This is a genomic window from Parasphingorhabdus pacifica, from assembly GCF_054779195.1.
Map to the genome: position 1 here is coordinate 60,121 of NZ_BAAGYS010000021.1, position 15,916 is coordinate 76,036.

A 15,916-nucleotide genomic window follows, 5' to 3' on the forward strand; every position below is an offset into this window, starting at 1 on the left:
TCGGTCGTACCCGGCCGGTCCGTGCCCGGCACATACCCGCAGTCCGCCGAGAGCAAACCCGATCGGACCGGTGCGGCGTGGTACGCATGAATCGGCTGCTCGTCTCGTCATGCAGGCCGACAAAGCCCACCTCCGCGCCGGAGGTGGGCTTTGTCGGTCAACGACTCACATGTAGCGGCCGCCGGTGATCTCCAGCACGCAGCCGGTCATGTACGACGAGAGGTCCGAGGCCAGGAACAGGACCACGTTGGCGACCTCTTCGGGCTCACCCGCCCGGCCCATCGGGATCTCGGCGAGCTTGGCGTTCCAGATGTCCTCGCGCAACGCGGCGGTCATGTCGGTGCGGATCAGCCCGGGCTGGACCGCGTTGACCCGTACGCCCTTGTGCGCCACCTCTTTCGCCGATGCCTTGGTCAGACCGACCAGCCCGGCTTTGGCGGCGCTGTAGTTGGTCTGACCGACCATGCCGACCTTGCCCGAGATCGACGAGATGTTCACGATCGAGCCGCTGCCCTGCTCCCGCATGATCGCTGTCGCGGCCTGCGTTCCCAGCCACGCACCCTTGACGTGCACGTCGAGAACCGACTCGAAGTCGTCGACGGTCATCTTGCGCATGGTCGAGTCCTTGGTGATGCCCGCGTTGTTCACCATGACGTCGAGCGAGCCGAACTCGTCGACGGCTGCGCGAGTGGCGGATTCCACCGCGTTCTGGTCGGTGACGTCGCAGGCCACACCGAGCGCCGCGCCGGCACCGCCCAGTTTCGCGGCTGCTTCCCGAGCCTGCTCGCCGTCGATGTCGGCGAGCACCATCCGAGCGCCTTGCGCGCTGAACGTTTCGGCGATGCCGAAGCCGATTCCCTTGGCACCACCGGTGATGACGACGACCTTGTCCTGCAGCATGGCTGCGTACCTCCTTGATCTTGAACGATGCTGGACCGGACGGGATGCGCGCGGTCGGGACTCGCCCGCGTTGTTCCGAACAGTTTCGGGATGAGGGTCGGCTCGGCGGACACCACGGACCGGACGTTCCGGGTCAGAGCGTGCTCAGCGTTCCGAGTACGGCGGTCACCTCACTGGAGAGGACGCCGCCGTTGCCGTGCGCCAGGGCGACTTCCGCCCCGTCTATCTGGCGGGTCTCGCAGTCCCCACGAAGCTGCCGCACTGCTTCGATGATGGTGAAGATGCCGTACATCCCCGGGTGGCAGTAAGAGAGACCCCCACCGTTGGTGTTGACCGGGAGTTTGCCGCCGGGTGCGATGAGCCCGTCGGATACGAACGGTCCGCCCTCGCCCTTGCCACAGAAACCGAGGTCTTCGAGGAAGAGGATCGGGTTGATGGTGAACGCGTCGTAGAGCTCGACCACGTCCACGTCCCGCGGTGACAGGCCTGCCATCTCGAATGCTCGCCTGCCGGATTCGGAGGCCGCCGTGACCGTCAGATCGGGCATCTGGGAAATGTTGCGGTGCCAGTTCGCCTCCCCGGCGCCGAGCAGCGAAACGGGTGTGCTGTCGAGATCTCGTCCTCGCTCGGTGCTCGTCAGGACCACCGCGCCGCCGCCGTCGGTAACCAGGCAGCAGTCCCTGGTGGTCAGCGGGTCGCTGACCATGCGGGCGGCGAGGACTTCCTCGCGACTCAGCGGTTCGCGGGCGAACGCGGCGGGATTGAGCTGCGCCCATCGGCGAGCTGCCACGGCAACGTCGGCGAGTTGTTCACGTGTCGTGCCGTACTCGTGCATGTGTCGAGAAGTGGCCAGCGCGTACATGCTGATCGGGTAGCGCGGCTCGTAGGGAGCTTCGTACGGGTCGGGTTTGGACGGTGAGACCAGTCGCCCGCCGTCGGAACGTTGGGTGCTGCCGTACACGATCAGCGCGGTGCTGCAGAGTCCGTTGGCGATCGCGGACGCGGCGTGCAGGAGGTGGGAGACGAACGAGCTGCCGCCGATGCTCGATCCGTCCAGGTACCGGGGTCGGATGCCGAGGTACTCGGCGGTGTCCATACCGGCCATCGGGTAGTAGGACGACGCGGTGAAAAGCCCGTCCACTTCGGACTTGTCGATTCCGGCGTCGGCGAGTGCTCGCGCCGTGGCTTGCCCGACCAGGTCCAGCGGGCTCGTGCCGGGCGCCACCGAACCGAGATCAGATTCCGCCACACCGACAACCGAAGTCGCGCCACGCAGACTCACTTCTGACCTCCCTTCCGGAACACCGCGATCGGTGTGCCCCCTTCGTCATCGGTGACCGCGAAACGCACCCGCAGTCCGATCGACACGTGGTCGGGTTCGACGTCCTCGACCCGCGACATCATGCGGAACCCTTCGTCCAGGTCGACCAGCACCACGTTGCGCACGCCTGTCCGGGCGCGCACGTTCGTGGTCGCGTAGACGGTTCCGACGCCCGAGCTGCGTTGCCACCGCAGGTCCTCGGATCCGCAACCGGGGCAGAGCACCCGAGGGTAGAAGATCGCGTTGTCGCACCCGCCGCAACGCTGGAATCGAAGCTCGCCACTGGCGAGGCCCTCCCGGTACACCGCGTCCGGTGCCGCGGGGACGGCGTGTTCACTCATTCGTCGATCCTTCCGGAATAGGACGCTGCGACTCGGGATCGGAGAGGACCGCCAGGCAGTCGACCGCGACCACACCACCGCCGCGTGCGTCGAGCAGCAGCGGGTTGACGTCCAGCTCGGCTACGTCGGAAGCGAGGTCGTGGGCCAGCCACGAAAGCCGCGACACGGCATCGGCTGCGGCGTCGAGGTCCAGTTCGGGACGGCCGCGGACCGCCCCGAACAGCCGGCTGCCGCGCAACGAGCGCAGCAGTCGCTTGGCCCCATCGGGGTCGACCGGTGCGACGGCTACTCGGCTGTCCGCCAGCACATCGACGAGCACGCCACCAAATCCGACCACGACGACCGGACCGAAAGCCGGGTCGTGTTTGATCCCGGCGATGAGTTCGGTTTCGGCGGTGGCCATGCGCTGAACCAGAACCCGGGCGTCGGGGGCGTTCGCCTCCCGCGCGATCCGCAGCAGTTCGTCGACGGCCTTGCGAACCTCCGCCGGTTCGGTCAGCCCCAACCGGACGCCTCCGACATCGCTCTTGTGCCCGATCCGGTCCGAGAGCAACTTGACCGCGACCGGGCCGCCTATCGCCTCGGCGGTGGCCGCGGCCGCTTCCGGAGTGTCCGCGGGAGATGACTCGGCACTGCGCACACCGTACGCCGTGATCAGCCGGCTGGATTCGTGCTCGTTGAGCTGTTCCCGCCCGCGCGCTCTCGCCTCGGCGATCACGTCGCGCGCGGTCGACTCGTCGACGTCCGCCGGTCGTTCCGGCTGGGTGAGTCCGGGGCGGTGGCTGTAGTCGGCCAGCACGCCGAGCGCCGCCGCTGCCCGGCCGGGGTCGGTGAAGCAGGGAATTCCCAGCTCCCGCAGGCGTTCTCGCGGTTTTCCGCTACCACCTGTCCACACCACCACGAGTGGGCGGTCGGTGTTGCGATGCACCCGTTCGATGGTGGCGATGAGCTCGTCGGCACCCTTGTCGGCATTGCCGAGCAGCACCGCGATCATGTCGGTTTCGGGATGTTCGGCCGCGAGCTCGAGACTTCGGCGCAGCAGATTCGGTTCGCTGATCAACGTGGCAGTGAGGTCGATCGGGTTGCGGGGGGATCCGAAAGCCGGGATCACCGTCGCCATTCGCCGTTGCCACTCCTCGTCCCACGCGTCGACCGCGATGCCGTGCGTGCTGGCGGCGTCCGCCATCAACACACCGGCACCACCGGACAGCGACAACGTGCTCAACCGTCGACCGCGCACCCGCCTGCCGGTCGCGAGCAGCTGCGCGGCATCCAGCATCGCGTCCGGGCCGTCCACCCGGATCATGCCCACTTGCCGTGCGGCACCCTCGAACACGGCGTCTTCCCCGGCGAGCGAGGCGGTGTGGCTTTGCGCCGCGCGGGCACCCGCGACCGACCTACCGACCTTGACGGTGATGATCGGCTTGTCCAACTCGTGGGCGCGCCGGGCGACGTCGAGGAGCTCCCGTCCGTGGCTCACCCCTTCCAGGTAGGCCAGCAGCACCTCCGTCCGACCGGTTTCGACGAGGGCGCCGAGAATCTCGGACACGGACAGGTCGATCTCGTTTCCCGTGTTGAGGTAGTGCGAGATGCCGAGTCCGGTCTGTTGCGCCTCGCTGAAGATGCAGGAGCCGAACGCGCCGCTCTGGCTGACGAACGAGACCGGGCCCTCCCGCAGTTCGACGTTCTCGTCGAGCGCCGACGTGAAGGTGGGTGTCGCCCGGTCGCGCACGCTGATCATGCCGAGGCAGTTCGGTCCGAGTACCCGAATACCAGTTTCGTCGATGACTTCGCGCAGCTGCCGCTGCAGATCCGCGCCGTGCTCGCCCGCTTCGGCGAAACCCGCCGCGGCCACGATCACAACGGACACGCCTCGGCGGGCGCAGGCGCGCACGCCGTCGACGACCTGCTCGGCCGCGAGCATGACCATCGCGAGGTCGATCTCGCCGTCCACCTCGTCGAGGGAGCGGAACGAGCGCAGTCCCTGCACTTCTTCGCGGCCGGGATTAATCGGGATGATGCGTCCGTCGAACCGGAACCGCTTGAGGTAGTCGACCGGTCGTCCGGAGAGTTTGATCGGGTTGTCGGATGCCCCGAGGATCGCGATGGATCTCGGGTGCAGCAGGTATTCCGCCGATGCTGTCTCTTGCCTCGGTGCGACGTTCACGTCGTGCTCCTCCCCCGTGCTGTTCGCCCCTGTGGTCAGGACGCGGCCTGGCGCAGCAATTGCTTGGCGATGATGAGTTTCTGGACCTCGCTGGTGCCTTCGTAGATTCGGAAGACGCGGGAGTCGCGGTAGAAGCGTTCGACCGGAACACCGCGCATGTAACCGGACCCGCCGTGCACCTGCACCGCGCGGTCGGCCACGCGCGAGACCATCTCGCTGCAGAAGAGTTTGGCGGAAGACGGGGCCAGCCGGGTGTCCGCGCCGCTGTCGTACTCCTCGGCGGCCTGCAACACCATCGCCCTACCCGCGTAGAGCTCCGCTTGCGATTCGGCCAGTTGCGCCTGCACGAGCTGGAAGCGGCCGATGGGTTCACCACCCTGTTCGCTGGTGGCGGCGTGGGCGACGGACTCCTCGACGATCCGGCTCGCCAACCCCACGCAGATGGCGGCGATGTGCAGCCGTCCTCGTGTCAGTGACGACATCGCGGCGTTGAATCCCGCGTTCTCCCGGCCACCGACGAGTGCCCCGGCGGGAACCCGGGCATCGTCGAAGAACACCTCGGCGGTGTGGGCACCGGCTTGGCCCATCTTCACGTCGGACGGTCCGATCCTGACACCGGGGCGGTCGGTTTCGACGAGGAACACCGAAATTCCCTTGTGCGGCGCGACGTTCTCGTCGGTCCGCGCGAAAACGACGAGCAGGTCGGCTTGGGGTGCGTTGGTGATGAACCGCTTGCCGCCCGACAACACGTACTCGCCACCGTCCCGGACCGCGCGGGTTCGGACCCGGCTCGGGTCGGATCCGGCACCGTCCTCGGTGAGGGCGAACGACGCGATCGCTTCGCCCGCGGCCAGCTTCGGCAACCACTCCTGCTGCTGCTCGTTCGTGCCGAACTTGACGAGCACCTGCCCGGCGATGCCGTTGTTGGTGCCGAACATGGACCGGAATGCGGGCACGGTGTACCCGAGTTCCATGGCCAGGCGCACGTCTTCGCTGGTCGAAAGACCGAGGCCGCCGAACTCCTCGGGTAGGGCGAAGCCGAACAGCCCCATCTCGGCCGCTTTCTCGCGCAGTGCTTCGGGGATGGCGTTCGTCTCCTCGATGGTGTCCTCGTGGGGAACCACCTCGTTCCGGACGAAATCGCGCACCGTGCTCAGGACGTCGTCGAATACCTGCGGGTCCATCGTGTCCTCATTTCGATTCGGCGGTTTCCGCGGGTGTTCGGGTGGACTCGCGGGGCGGTCGGTCAGGTGCGAGCAGGGGCGGTGGGCGTGCTGCTGTCCTGCTCGGCGTGGCGGGCAGAGAGTGCGAGCAGGCCGCGCGCGCCGAACAGCGACATCAGCACCGTCAGCAGCGCGTATCCGACGACCGGGACGATCGACCCGAACGTGGTCAGCAGCGATTGCCCGATCAAGGGGGTCGTGCCGCCGAGGAGCGTTCCGGCCAGTGCGTACGACAACGAGACACCCGTGTACCTGATGCGGGCGGGGAACGCCTGAGCCAGGATGCCCGCGAGGATCGAGTAGTACATTACGTGCGGCAGGGTGGCCAGAACCATTCCGACGGCCGACATCGCAAAACTCCCGGTTCCGATGAAGAAGAACATCATCGGCAATACCGGCAATTCCAGGATGAGTAGGATCGTCACGACCTTCCGGATGTTCCACCGGCTCGCGAAAATTGCGCCGAACGGCTGAACGAAGAACTGCACGATGCTGCTGATCAGAATGACCGTCAGGAACGCTTCTCGTTCGAACCCGAGTTCATTGGTGGCCCAGGAGAGGGCGAACGTGTTCTTGAAGTAGGCGGCGGAGAAAGCGATTGTGCTGGCGCACACGCCGAGCAGGATCAGCGAGGTGTGGTTCCGGAACACCTCGATCAGCGGGAATCGGGCGGTTTGTCCGCTGCCCTTGAGCCGCTCGACAGCCGGGGACTCCTCCAGGCTCAGCCGGATGATGAGGCCGAGCACGATCAGGATCGCCGACGCCAGGAACGGCAGCCGCCAGCCCCAGCTCAAGAAGGCGCCGTCGGGTAGCTGTGAGGCCAGCATGAACGCGAAGGAGGCGAGTATCTGGCCGGCCGGAGAGCCCTGCTGGGCGAAGGCGCCGAACAGGACGCCGCGGTGCTTGGGCGCGTGTTCGGTGGCGATGAGCACGGCGCCGCCCCATTCGCCTCCGACGGCGATGCCCTGCACGATGCGGAAAAGCACGAGAAGTACGGGAGCGAGCATGCCGATGCTCGCGTAGGTGGGCAGCAGGCCGACGCCGACCGTGGTGAAGCCCATCAGCAGCAGCGTTGTGATCAGGGATTTCTTGCGTCCCACCCGGTCACCGAGGTGGCCGAAGATGATCCCGCCGAGCGGGCGGGCCAGAAAGCCCACCCAGAACGTCGCGAAGGAGACCAGAACGCCGATGGCCGGGCTGGTCGCCGGAAAGAACAGGGGTCCGAACACCAGTGCGGAGGCGGTTCCGTATATGTAGAAGTCGTACCATTCGATGGTGGTGCCGATAAAAGAGGCGATTCCCGCCTTGCGGCCCATCTTCTCTTCCGGGCGGAGCCGGCTTTTTGCCATGCGATGACTTTCCTTCGTGCGGCTTCGTCGACGCGCAGAACGGCTCTCTTCGGGCTGGTGCCAGGAATTGCCGTAAGCGTGGCGGTTCCTGTTTCGGCCGTGCTGGTGAAAGTAGTGCAGGTGGTGTGTTCCGTCTAACACTAAGTTGGTGTACGGTTGATTCGTTTCGGCGACATAATCGGTTATGACCTGCGCGGATGGTTACGCGGTCGAATGCACCCGTGATCCTCCGCCCGGATGCACACCGGCGGACGTGCCGAGGAGGCGTGGACCACCGGATGCGTTTCGGCGGGTCGCGGACACGGCCGCTCCTCGGCGGGACGGGCGGGGAGAGATGAGGACGGTGCCGTGGAGCTTCGCCACTTGAACGCGTTCGTGGTCGTCGCGGAGGAACTCAACTTCCGACGGGCCGCCGCTCGCCTGCACATGTCGCAACCACCGCTGTCCCAGCAGATCAAGCGGCTCGAAGCGGAGGTCGGAGTGCGTCTCCTGCAGCGCACCACGCGACAGGTGGCACTGACCGCCGCGGGTGAGGCCTTCCTGCGGGAGGCGCGCAACACGTTGCAGTCGGCGCACGCGGCGCCGCGGGTCGCCCGGCAGGCCGCGGCCGGTCAGATCGGCGCGCTGCGCCTGGGGTTCAGCGGGCCGACGTCGTACGAGGTGTTGCTGCTGCTCGTGCGCAGGTTCCGCGAGCAGAATCCCAAGGTGCGCTTCGACATCATCAGTCCCGTGTTCGGGGGAGAGCTCGTCGAGAAGCTCGACCGCCAGGAGGTCGATGCGGGTCTGCTGCGCCTGCCGATATCGGCGAACGGCCTGCGGGTGCGGGAACTGATGAGCCATCCGCTCGCGGCCGTGCTGCCGACGGAACACGCCCTCGCCGAGCGGGAGGAGATCCACCTGCGAGAACTTTCCGGTGAGCGGTTCGTCTGCTACCCGACCGATCGCGGATCAGTCGTCAACCAGGTCGTGCTGGCGGCGTGTTTGCAGCACGGGTTCAGCCCGGACTTCGCGCAGGAGGCGCCGGACACCCACACGATCCTGTCCTTGGTCGGGGCAGGCGCGGGGGTCGGTCTGGTGCCGTTGTCCGCGGGGCACTTGGAAGTACCGGGAGTGGTGGTGGTCGCGGTCACCGACCCGCCCCAGGTGCCGTTGGGGTTGGCCTGGCGGGAAGATGACCCGAACCCCGCCCTGCACGCGCTGGTCGACCTGCTGGACCAGATCGCGGCCGATGCCACCGCCGAGCAGTCGTCCGCGCCGATGCGCGGCTAGCGCGGTATACGGGACGCACGGTCCCCTCGAGGACCGTGCGCTGTCGATCAGTCGTTGCCGGGGAACTCGCGCCGCAGCACGTGTGCCGCCTCCGACCAGGTGAGCTCGCGCAGCAGACCCGGCACATCGGCACCGCAGGCGGCGAGCTTGTCCCGCAGTTCCCGGTCCGTGGGAGGGCGCTGCGGTGCCCCGGGCGGCAACTGCAATCCGACCGTCCTCGTCGTTCCGTCGGTCAGTGCGAACTCCAGAGTGAGATCACCGGCCAGCAGCCCGTCGCCCTCGTCCGGTGTCGCATCGAGCGAGACCACCTTCAGCAGGCGCTGGGCTTCGGCCCGCTGCACAGCCGAGTCCGTGAAACTGTCGAAATCCGGGTACTCGTCGAGGACCGCGGTGGCGATCGCGTACTCCAGGCTGAACTTGCCCTGCAATCCGGTGCTCGGCCGGTGGTGGATCAATGGGTGCACGGTTCCCGCAGGCGTGCGCGCCATGATCGCCGCGACCTCGTGGGCAGCAGGCTTCTTCGACCCCAGGTCGCGGACCGCGCTGATCGGCCGCTGCAGGGCGTAGCAGCAGGGGAAGACCTTGATCGCCAGACCGCCGGGAACCGCCGGGCCGGAGAGGTCGACGCGATCGGCAGCACCACCCACCAGCTCCAACCACTGTTCGAGCGAGCCGGGGGCTGCCGTCGCCCCGGCGGCGGCGAGTCTGGCCGCCCGCACCCCCGCCTCCGCGGCGAAGCCCACCTGCAGGGATTTGGTCGCAGTACCGAACGCTTGTTGCACTCCTCCTGCCGCGGGGACCGCGAGCGCGATCGCCCGCGTGATGCCGTCGGCGTCCAATCCGAGCGAGACGGCGGCGGCAACGGCCGCCGCAGGGGCTCCGGCCGTGCACGTGGTATGCCAACCCTGCGTGTAGTGCTCCCAGCCGAGAGCGTTGCCGATCCGGGCCATCACACCGGCACCGGCGAGGTAGGCGCGTGCGTCACCGCCGGTGGCCAGGGTGGCGGGTACACACACCACGCTGATGTGCGTGGTCGAGTCCACGTGCAGGTCGTCGAAGTCGAGCACGTGGCCCACGGCCGCCCACCGTGCCGGCTCCGGCAGCGAGGCGGCCAACTCTCCGACCGGATCCCGGCGGGCGGCCAGTGCGACCGCCACCGTGTCCAGCAGGGAACGCTCGGCCAGCGCCAGGTCTTGCTCGCTCGGGGCGAGCTCGACGGCCCACTGTGCGATCCGGTCGGCAAGGGTGCTCATGCGTCCTCCATGTGTGGCGTTGGTGGTGGCGGACGGGCGGACCGGTCAGCGAACGCTGCGGCGCAGCCGGACCCGGTAGGAGTAGTGCTCCGGCAAGAAGTGGCTGATGGCCAGTTCGACGGGGTGCTGCTCGCTGTCGTGGTAGAGGCGGTCGATGCGCAGAACCGGGCTCCCGGCGGGTGCGGCGAGCAGCTCGGCGTCCTCGGCGGGCAACATCGCCACCGAGATGCTCTGGTCGGCTTCGGCGACCGGGGCGGTGGACTTGTGGTCGAGCAGCCCGAGCACGGTGATGGTGCTGCGCGCTCCTGGAGTGGTCAGCTCGGGAGTGCCGGTGAGGAGGTCACCGACCCTGGGCGGCAGGTGGACGGTGGTCGCACAGAACGGCACGCCTTCGTGCAGGCGGCGAAAGCGCACGGTGCTGACCGCGTCGGAGTGCAGGCGCAGGCGCCCGGCTGCGGACACGTCGACTTTGCGCTGCAGCGGGGTGCTGAGCTCGAATTCGGTGTCGAGGGACAGGCCCATCAGGTCGTCGACCGAACCGAACTGGCGAAGGTACTGGCCCTCGCGGGCGGCGGGGAAGGTGCCCCGACCGGGAACGCGGTAGACCATGCCTTCGGCGACGAGGTCCTGAAACGCTCGCCGCACGGTCTGCCTGCTCACGCCGTGTTGTTCGGCGAGCTCGGCTTCGGTCGGCAGGCGCTGGCCGGATGTGTATTGGTGTTGCAGGATCGCGGTGCGCAGTTCTCGGGCCAGTGCCTGGTAGGCACTTTCTCCGCCGGTTCCTCCGATGTTCATCGGTTGACCTCCGGCTCTATTTGTACGGCCATATTATGGTCACCCTTATTCGGTGTCAACGATCGCTGTGCGATTGAAATTTCGTGCAGTCGTGCTTTTCGCGGGGCCACGGCCGGTCGGGATGAGATGTTCGGATTGAATTTTGGCCGTACAAAAGTGTCCGCGAGGTGGATCCGGCGACGCTCCGCGTGGCCGCGCAGATCGGGATCGGCTTCGCGGTGCCCGGACGGATTGTGGCGGAGTGCACCTTCGCGGCATCCGAGCGGGCTTCGCTTGAGCGCGGCCAACACAATGGACGCGGCATCCGCTCGTCGTCGATCTCGCGCGGCCCGTCGAAACCGGTCCACCGCGCAACAGGGGAGGTAACTCGTGACTGCCGACCGGACGCGGACGCGTCGGGCATGGTGGATCTGGGCGAGTGGGGTGGTGGTCTACCTTGCCGCCGTGTTCCACCGGGGCAGTCTGGGGGTTGCGGGCCCCACGGCGCTCGAACGTTTCGGCGTGGGACCAGCCGCGCTGAGCGCGTTCACCGTCCTGCAAATGAGCATCTACGCGGGAATGCAGGTCCCTACCGGGTTGCTCGTCGACCGCTTCGGTCCCCGAAGGGTGATCACGGGCGCGGCTCTGCTGCTCGGGATCGGCCAGGTGCTCTTCGCGGTGGCCGCCTCCTACCCGATGGGGCTGGTGGCCAGAGCTGTGCTGGGAATGGGTGACGCCCTGGTGTGGGTGAGCCTGCTGCGCGTGGTCGCCGCCCACTTCTCGACCAGGCAGTACGCCATCGTCACCACCGTGTCCAGCGCGCTCGGCGCGGTCGGTGGGGTCGCGGCCACCTTCCCGCTCGGCTGGATACTGCGTGATTGGGGATGGGGCCCGACCTTCCTGCTCTTCGGCGCGATCACCGCCGCTTACGCGGTGATCCCCGCGCTGTTCGTTCCCGACGGCCAACCATCCGCGTCGCTCGGCCGATCGGCCCGCTCCGGGGAAGGCCTGCTTCGCAAGGTCCGGGACGTCTGGGCGGTACCCGGGACCCGCTTGGCGTTCTGGGTGCACTTCTGCACGCTGTTCGTCACCGGGGTCCTGTCCCTGCTGTGGGGCTACCCGTACCTCGTCGACAGCATCGGGCTCGACCCCGACACGGCAGCGCTCGTGTTGAGCGTGCTCATCATCGGCCAGGCGCTGGGCGGGCCGCTGGTGGGTGCGCTGATCGGCTCGCGCCCTGGGATGCGCATGCCACTGGTGGCGGCATACCTGCTCTGCAACGTCACGGCCTGGGGCCTTCTACTGGGGTGGAGCGGTGGGAAGCCGCCGCTGGTCGTGCTGGTGATCGCGTTCGCGGTGTTCGCGCTCGGTGGGCCGGTTTCAGCCGTCGCCTTCACCTTGGCCCGGGACTACAACCCGCTCGGGCAAGTCGGTACGGCCACCGGACTCGCCAACGCCGGTGGCCACTCGGCCACCGCGCTCGGTGCACTGCTCGTCGGCCTGCTCCTCGACCTGACCGGCGACTACCGGTTGGCGCTGGCGGCGCTGCTGGTCATGCTGATCTTCTCGTCCTGGCGAACGTTCGTATGGTGGCGGCGTACTCGAGCGGGGGTGCTCGCCGCGCAGGAACGCGGCGACAGCGTCCCGGTCCTGGTGCGCAGGCGCCGATGGGACCTGGAGCGGGACGAGCAGCCGGAGAACGCATCCGCCTGAGCTGTCCGGCTGCCCGCCGACTCGCACCGACGTCCACACGGGTGCACCGCGTCGTCAAGGCTCGAGGACGACCGGCAGGTGATCGACACCGCGGAGGAGCATTCCGGGGGAGCGGTGACGCACCGCTCCCGCTGCTCGCATCCGCGGAAAACGGCGCAGCAGCATCGGCAGCAGGGTCTGCGATTCCATCCGTGCCAGGCGCGCTCCCAGACAGGCGTGCGGTCCGGCGGAGAGCGAGACGTGTGGAGCCGGTGGCCGGGTGACGTCGAGAACTTCCGGGTGGTCGACGACCGCCGGATCGCGGTTTGCCGAGGCCAGCAGGATCCAGACGAGCGACCCGGCCGGGATGTCCGCTTCTCCGGCCCGCGTCGAGGAGGCCGCCACTCGAGTGGTGGCGTGCACCGGCGGGTCGTAGCGGAGCAGCTCCTCCACCGCACCCGCCGCCAGCTCCGGTCGCTGCCGCACCAGCTCGGCCTGCTCGGGGTTGCGCAGCAGCGTCCGGATCGCCGAGCCGAGGAAGCTGGTCGAGGAGTCGTATCCGGCTGTGAACAGGAACAACAGATTGCCGAAGAGCTCCGATTCGTCGATGTCGCCTGCTTCGGTAGCCCGGATCAACGCCGTGACGAGATCGTCCCGTGGTTCGTCGCGCCGTTGGCGGACCACGCCGTCGAAGAATCCGACGAACTCGTCGGCGGCGCGGTTCACCCGCTTGTGGATCCCGGGGGTCTGCATCGGTTCGAGGAAGCACGACAGAGTCCTGCCGGACCAGCCGAAGCGGTGGGTGGCTTTCGGGTCGAGCCCGAACACCGCGCTGATCACCGCGAGCGGGAAGGGCAGTGTGAGCTCTTCGACGAGGTCGACGACCTCGCCGGTTCCGGCGCGTTCGGCGAGGTCGTCGATCATGCTCTCGGCGGTGTCGTCGACGACGTCCTGCAGCGCGTTCGTCCTGGTCCTGGTGAAGTGTGGTGTCAGCAGCCTGCGCACGTCGCTGTGCCGGTGCTGGCTTTGGAAGACAAGGCTGCGGTAGAGCAGCCGGGAGGCGGTGTGCTCGCGCCAGCTCGGGTGAAAGCTGTCGAGGTGCTCGCCGCTGAACGGAGCCAGCGCGCGGTTGCGCAGGGCGGCCGAGCACTCGGCGTGCCTGCTGAGCACATGCCCGCCCAGCAGGTTGGGCAGTGGGCTCCGCAGCAAGGGGGTGTGCGTGCGCAGCCGCGCGTACAGCGGATAAGGGTCGGTCTCGCCACGCGAGAACATGAGTGCGCGGAAGGTGGAGACGGCTTCGTCTCGGTCCTCGAGTACTGCCGGAGAAGTCATGCCGATGAAGTATCCAGTTCGGGTTGGGGGGTGATCGGTGCGCCGGAGTCCACTGCCGACCAGAAGCGGGCGAGCGCGTCGGCGGTGGCGCGGGGATGTGTCACGGTGGGCGAGTGACCGGCTCCTTCGATCGTCGTGATCGGAGCGCTCAGCCGTTCAGCGAGGCGATGTTGCCGGTCGGTGTTCCACATGTCGTCTCCGGACCCGTGCGTCACCAGGACGGGAACGGCAATGGCGCCTCCGAAGGGGAGCCGGTCGGTCGTGTCCGGGTAGTCGGCGACGGAGCCGCTGAAGTCGGCGAGGAAATCCGGGCGGATCGCCAGGTAGCTGTCCTGAACGCGGTCGACGCTTCGGTGTGAGACGCCTGCACGCACCGCTTCTTCGCGGATCTTGTCGAACACCGCGGTGATTCCCTCCGTCGCCACGGCGTGCGCGACCTGTTCGTGCAACCGCGGTGCTGCGGAGTCGGCCAGACTCCACCCCGATCCGAGCAGCACGAGGCTCCGGACGCGGTGAGGGGCCCGATAAGCGAGGTCCCGGGCGACGAACCCGCCGAGGCAGCCTCCCACCACGTGCACCGGCTGCTCCGGGGAGAGCTCGTCGATCAGTGCGCGGAGATCGTCGGCGAGCTCGCGCACGGTGCGGGGCGAGGTTTCCCGGCTACTGAACTGTCCTATGTGGTCGTAAGCATAGGCGGTGTGGCCGAGGCGGGCGGCCTGCACCAGTGCCGGTCCCCAGCGGTGACTCGTCTCGGCGAGACCGTTGACAGTGATCGACACGGGCCTTGTGGACGGGTCCGGCGCGTTGCGCAGGCATTCGATGCGACCGCGCGGTGTGTCCACAATGTCCTGATGCATGCCGAACGGAGTGCGGCGGCGCTTCCGGGGCGCTTCGGGATCTCCCGTTCCGGGGTTCATGGCGCACTCGGCATGGTCAGCGGCAACGAGGGCTCGACCGGAGATGCGGGAATCGTTTGCTGCGCGGTCGGTCCGGCGCCCAGGGCGGTGAGGGTGCTGACGATTTCTGCCGGCATCGGCATGGACTCGATCTCGGCTCGGATGCGCTCCGCGTGCACACGGTACGACGGTTCGGTGAGAAGTTCCTCGACCTCGTCGCGAACCACGCCCGCCGCCCGGTCCGCGAACCCGATGCTGCGGGCCGCTCCGCTGCCGGCCAGGCGGGCGGCGTTCTCGAACTGGTCGCACATCTGCGGCAGGATCAGCTGCGGCAGCCCGTAGCGCAGCGCGGTCATCGCGGTTCCCGAGCCGCCGTGGTGGACCACCACGTCGCAGGTGGGAAAGACCTGGTCGTGCGACAGCCAGCCTGCGGCGCGCACGTTCGGGGGCAGGTTGCTGAGCGCGGAGTTGCGCGAGCCAACCCCCGTGAGCACCACCTCACCGTCGAAGTCGGCGAGTCCTTCGGCGACGGTGCACAAGCCGTCGATGCCGGCATCGAGTTCGACGCTGCCCATCGAGACGCACACCCGGGGGCGGGTGCGGTGGGTCCAGAGCCACGGTGACGGCAACCCGACTCCGCCGTAGGGGATGTACTGCATCGGAAGCCAGCTCGTGGAATCGAAGCAGGCCAGGCTGGATGGGCACAGGTCCACCGTGGCCGCGGGCGTGGTCTCGGCGGGAAGCAGCCCGAACTGCTCCTGCAGCGCGTGCAGCCGTCCCATGGTCTCTTCGTCGAACACCGTCGCGGACAGCTCGTCCGAGATGTGCATGCCCCAGTGCTGGGAGATCGAGGGAATCGCCGAAAGCGCGGCCGCGATGGGGCCCGAGTACTCGGCGAAATCGGAGACGATCAGGTGTGGTCGCCACTGCCCGACCAGGTCGATCGTTTCTGCGACGGTGTGCTCGGCGAGCGCCACCCACGGTTCTGCGGTGAAGTCGTGTTCCCCCGCGGGTCCGGCTTCGTCGGGCCACAGCTTCAGCGGGTTGACGTTGCCGCCGACCGAAGCGTGTTCGAGCCCTGCGGTGCGAACGGACTTGGCGATCGGACGTGGACCGGCGACGAGAACCCGGTGTCCGGCACAGCGAAACGCCCATGCCAGCGGTACCAGGGGGAAGAAGTGACCGCAGCCGGGCGTGGTGGTGAACAGTACACGCATGCGAGGAAGTAACCCATCGAACGACGACGTGTGCCTGGACGATCAACGCCCATCTACGGCCGACAACGTCACTACTACGTGATGGCTTGAACAAGATCACTCGATCGAGCGGTCCTCTGTGGTGCGATCCAGGGGAGTGTCGCTCGGATCGTTCACTCTGCCGAGTCCGGATCGGGTCTTTC

Annotated in this window: 13 protein-coding genes; 2 read left to right on the forward strand and 11 right to left on the reverse strand. The window is 67.8% G+C overall.

Translation table 11 applies throughout. The annotated features are described in order from the left end of the window. Positions 1-165: 165 nt before the first annotated feature. The 6 genes from fabG to ACYVAN_RS23550 all read right to left on the reverse strand — a co-directional run bounded on the left by fabG (position 166) and on the right by ACYVAN_RS23550 (position 7,301). Positions 166-900: a 3-oxoacyl-ACP reductase FabG gene (gene fabG / locus ACYVAN_RS23525; protein ID WP_460963212.1), complete on the reverse strand. Its 735-nt coding sequence runs from the start codon at positions 898-900 to the stop codon at positions 166-168. Between the two features lie 133 nt (positions 901-1,033). Beyond that, positions 1,034-2,182, reverse strand: a complete 1,149-nt coding sequence (locus ACYVAN_RS23530; RefSeq protein ID WP_460963214.1) for a thiolase — start codon at positions 2,180-2,182, stop codon at positions 1,034-1,036. After that, complete coding sequence (locus tag ACYVAN_RS23535) at positions 2,179-2,562, reverse strand: Zn-ribbon domain-containing OB-fold protein (RefSeq protein WP_460963216.1); 384 nt, start codon at positions 2,560-2,562, stop codon at positions 2,179-2,181. The genes ACYVAN_RS23530 and ACYVAN_RS23535 overlap by 4 nt, the downstream gene beginning before the upstream one ends. Further along, entirely contained in the window at positions 2,555-4,729 is a 2,175-nt protein-coding gene (locus ACYVAN_RS23540; RefSeq protein WP_460963218.1) for an acetate--CoA ligase family protein, read from the reverse strand. The genes ACYVAN_RS23535 and ACYVAN_RS23540 overlap by 8 nt, the downstream gene beginning before the upstream one ends. A 35-nt stretch (positions 4,730-4,764) precedes the next feature. Further along, positions 4,765-5,913 (reverse strand): acyl-CoA dehydrogenase family protein, encoded by a 1,149-nt coding sequence (locus tag ACYVAN_RS23545; protein WP_460963220.1) that lies wholly within the window; start codon positions 5,911-5,913, stop codon positions 4,765-4,767. Positions 5,914-5,975: 62 nt separating this feature from the next. Continuing rightward, positions 5,976-7,301 carry an MFS transporter gene (locus tag ACYVAN_RS23550; protein ID WP_460963222.1) on the reverse strand — a complete coding sequence of 442 codons (1,326 nt, stop codon included), beginning with the start codon at positions 7,299-7,301 and terminating at the stop codon, positions 5,976-5,978. Between the two features lie 348 nt (positions 7,302-7,649). Between ACYVAN_RS23550 and ACYVAN_RS23555 the strand changes: the two genes are divergently transcribed. Continuing rightward, positions 7,650-8,570, forward strand: coding sequence for a LysR substrate-binding domain-containing protein (locus tag ACYVAN_RS23555; protein ID WP_460963224.1), 921 nt, complete (start codon positions 7,650-7,652; stop codon positions 8,568-8,570). A gap of 47 nt (positions 8,571-8,617) precedes the next feature. Here the strand turns inward: ACYVAN_RS23555 and ACYVAN_RS23560 are convergent, their stop codons facing one another. Both ACYVAN_RS23560 and ACYVAN_RS23565 read right to left on the reverse strand, forming a co-directional pair. After that, a complete protein-coding gene (locus tag ACYVAN_RS23560; RefSeq protein WP_460963226.1) occupies positions 8,618-9,823 on the reverse strand; it encodes an MmgE/PrpD family protein in 1,206 nt (401 codons plus the stop codon). A 45-nt stretch (positions 9,824-9,868) separates the two neighbouring features. Next, positions 9,869-10,618, reverse strand: a complete 750-nt coding sequence (locus ACYVAN_RS23565) for a GntR family transcriptional regulator (RefSeq protein WP_460963228.1) — start codon at positions 10,616-10,618, stop codon at positions 9,869-9,871. Positions 10,619-10,987: 369 nt separating this feature from the next. On the opposite strand from ACYVAN_RS23565, the gene ACYVAN_RS23570 reads away from it, so the two are divergent. Next, entirely contained in the window at positions 10,988-12,310 is a 1,323-nt protein-coding gene (locus ACYVAN_RS23570) for an MFS transporter (protein WP_460963230.1), read from the forward strand. Between the two features lie 54 nt (positions 12,311-12,364). On the opposite strand, the gene ACYVAN_RS23575 is transcribed toward ACYVAN_RS23570, so the two are convergent. Genes ACYVAN_RS23575 through ACYVAN_RS23585 form a run of 3 tightly spaced genes read right to left on the reverse strand, consistent with a single transcriptional unit; the run spans position 12,365 to position 15,734 of the window. After that, positions 12,365-13,621 (reverse strand): cytochrome P450, encoded by a 1,257-nt coding sequence (locus tag ACYVAN_RS23575; protein ID WP_460963231.1) that lies wholly within the window; start codon positions 13,619-13,621, stop codon positions 12,365-12,367. Further along, positions 13,618-14,538 (reverse strand): alpha/beta fold hydrolase, encoded by a 921-nt coding sequence (locus tag ACYVAN_RS23580; RefSeq protein WP_460963233.1) that lies wholly within the window; start codon positions 14,536-14,538, stop codon positions 13,618-13,620. The genes ACYVAN_RS23575 and ACYVAN_RS23580 overlap by 4 nt, the downstream gene beginning before the upstream one ends. After that, on the reverse strand, positions 14,535-15,734 hold the full coding sequence (locus ACYVAN_RS23585; protein ID WP_460963235.1) for a nucleotide disphospho-sugar-binding domain-containing protein: 1,200 nt from the start codon (positions 15,732-15,734) through the stop codon (positions 14,535-14,537). The genes ACYVAN_RS23580 and ACYVAN_RS23585 overlap by 4 nt, the downstream gene beginning before the upstream one ends. Positions 15,735-15,916: the final 182 nt, after the last annotated feature.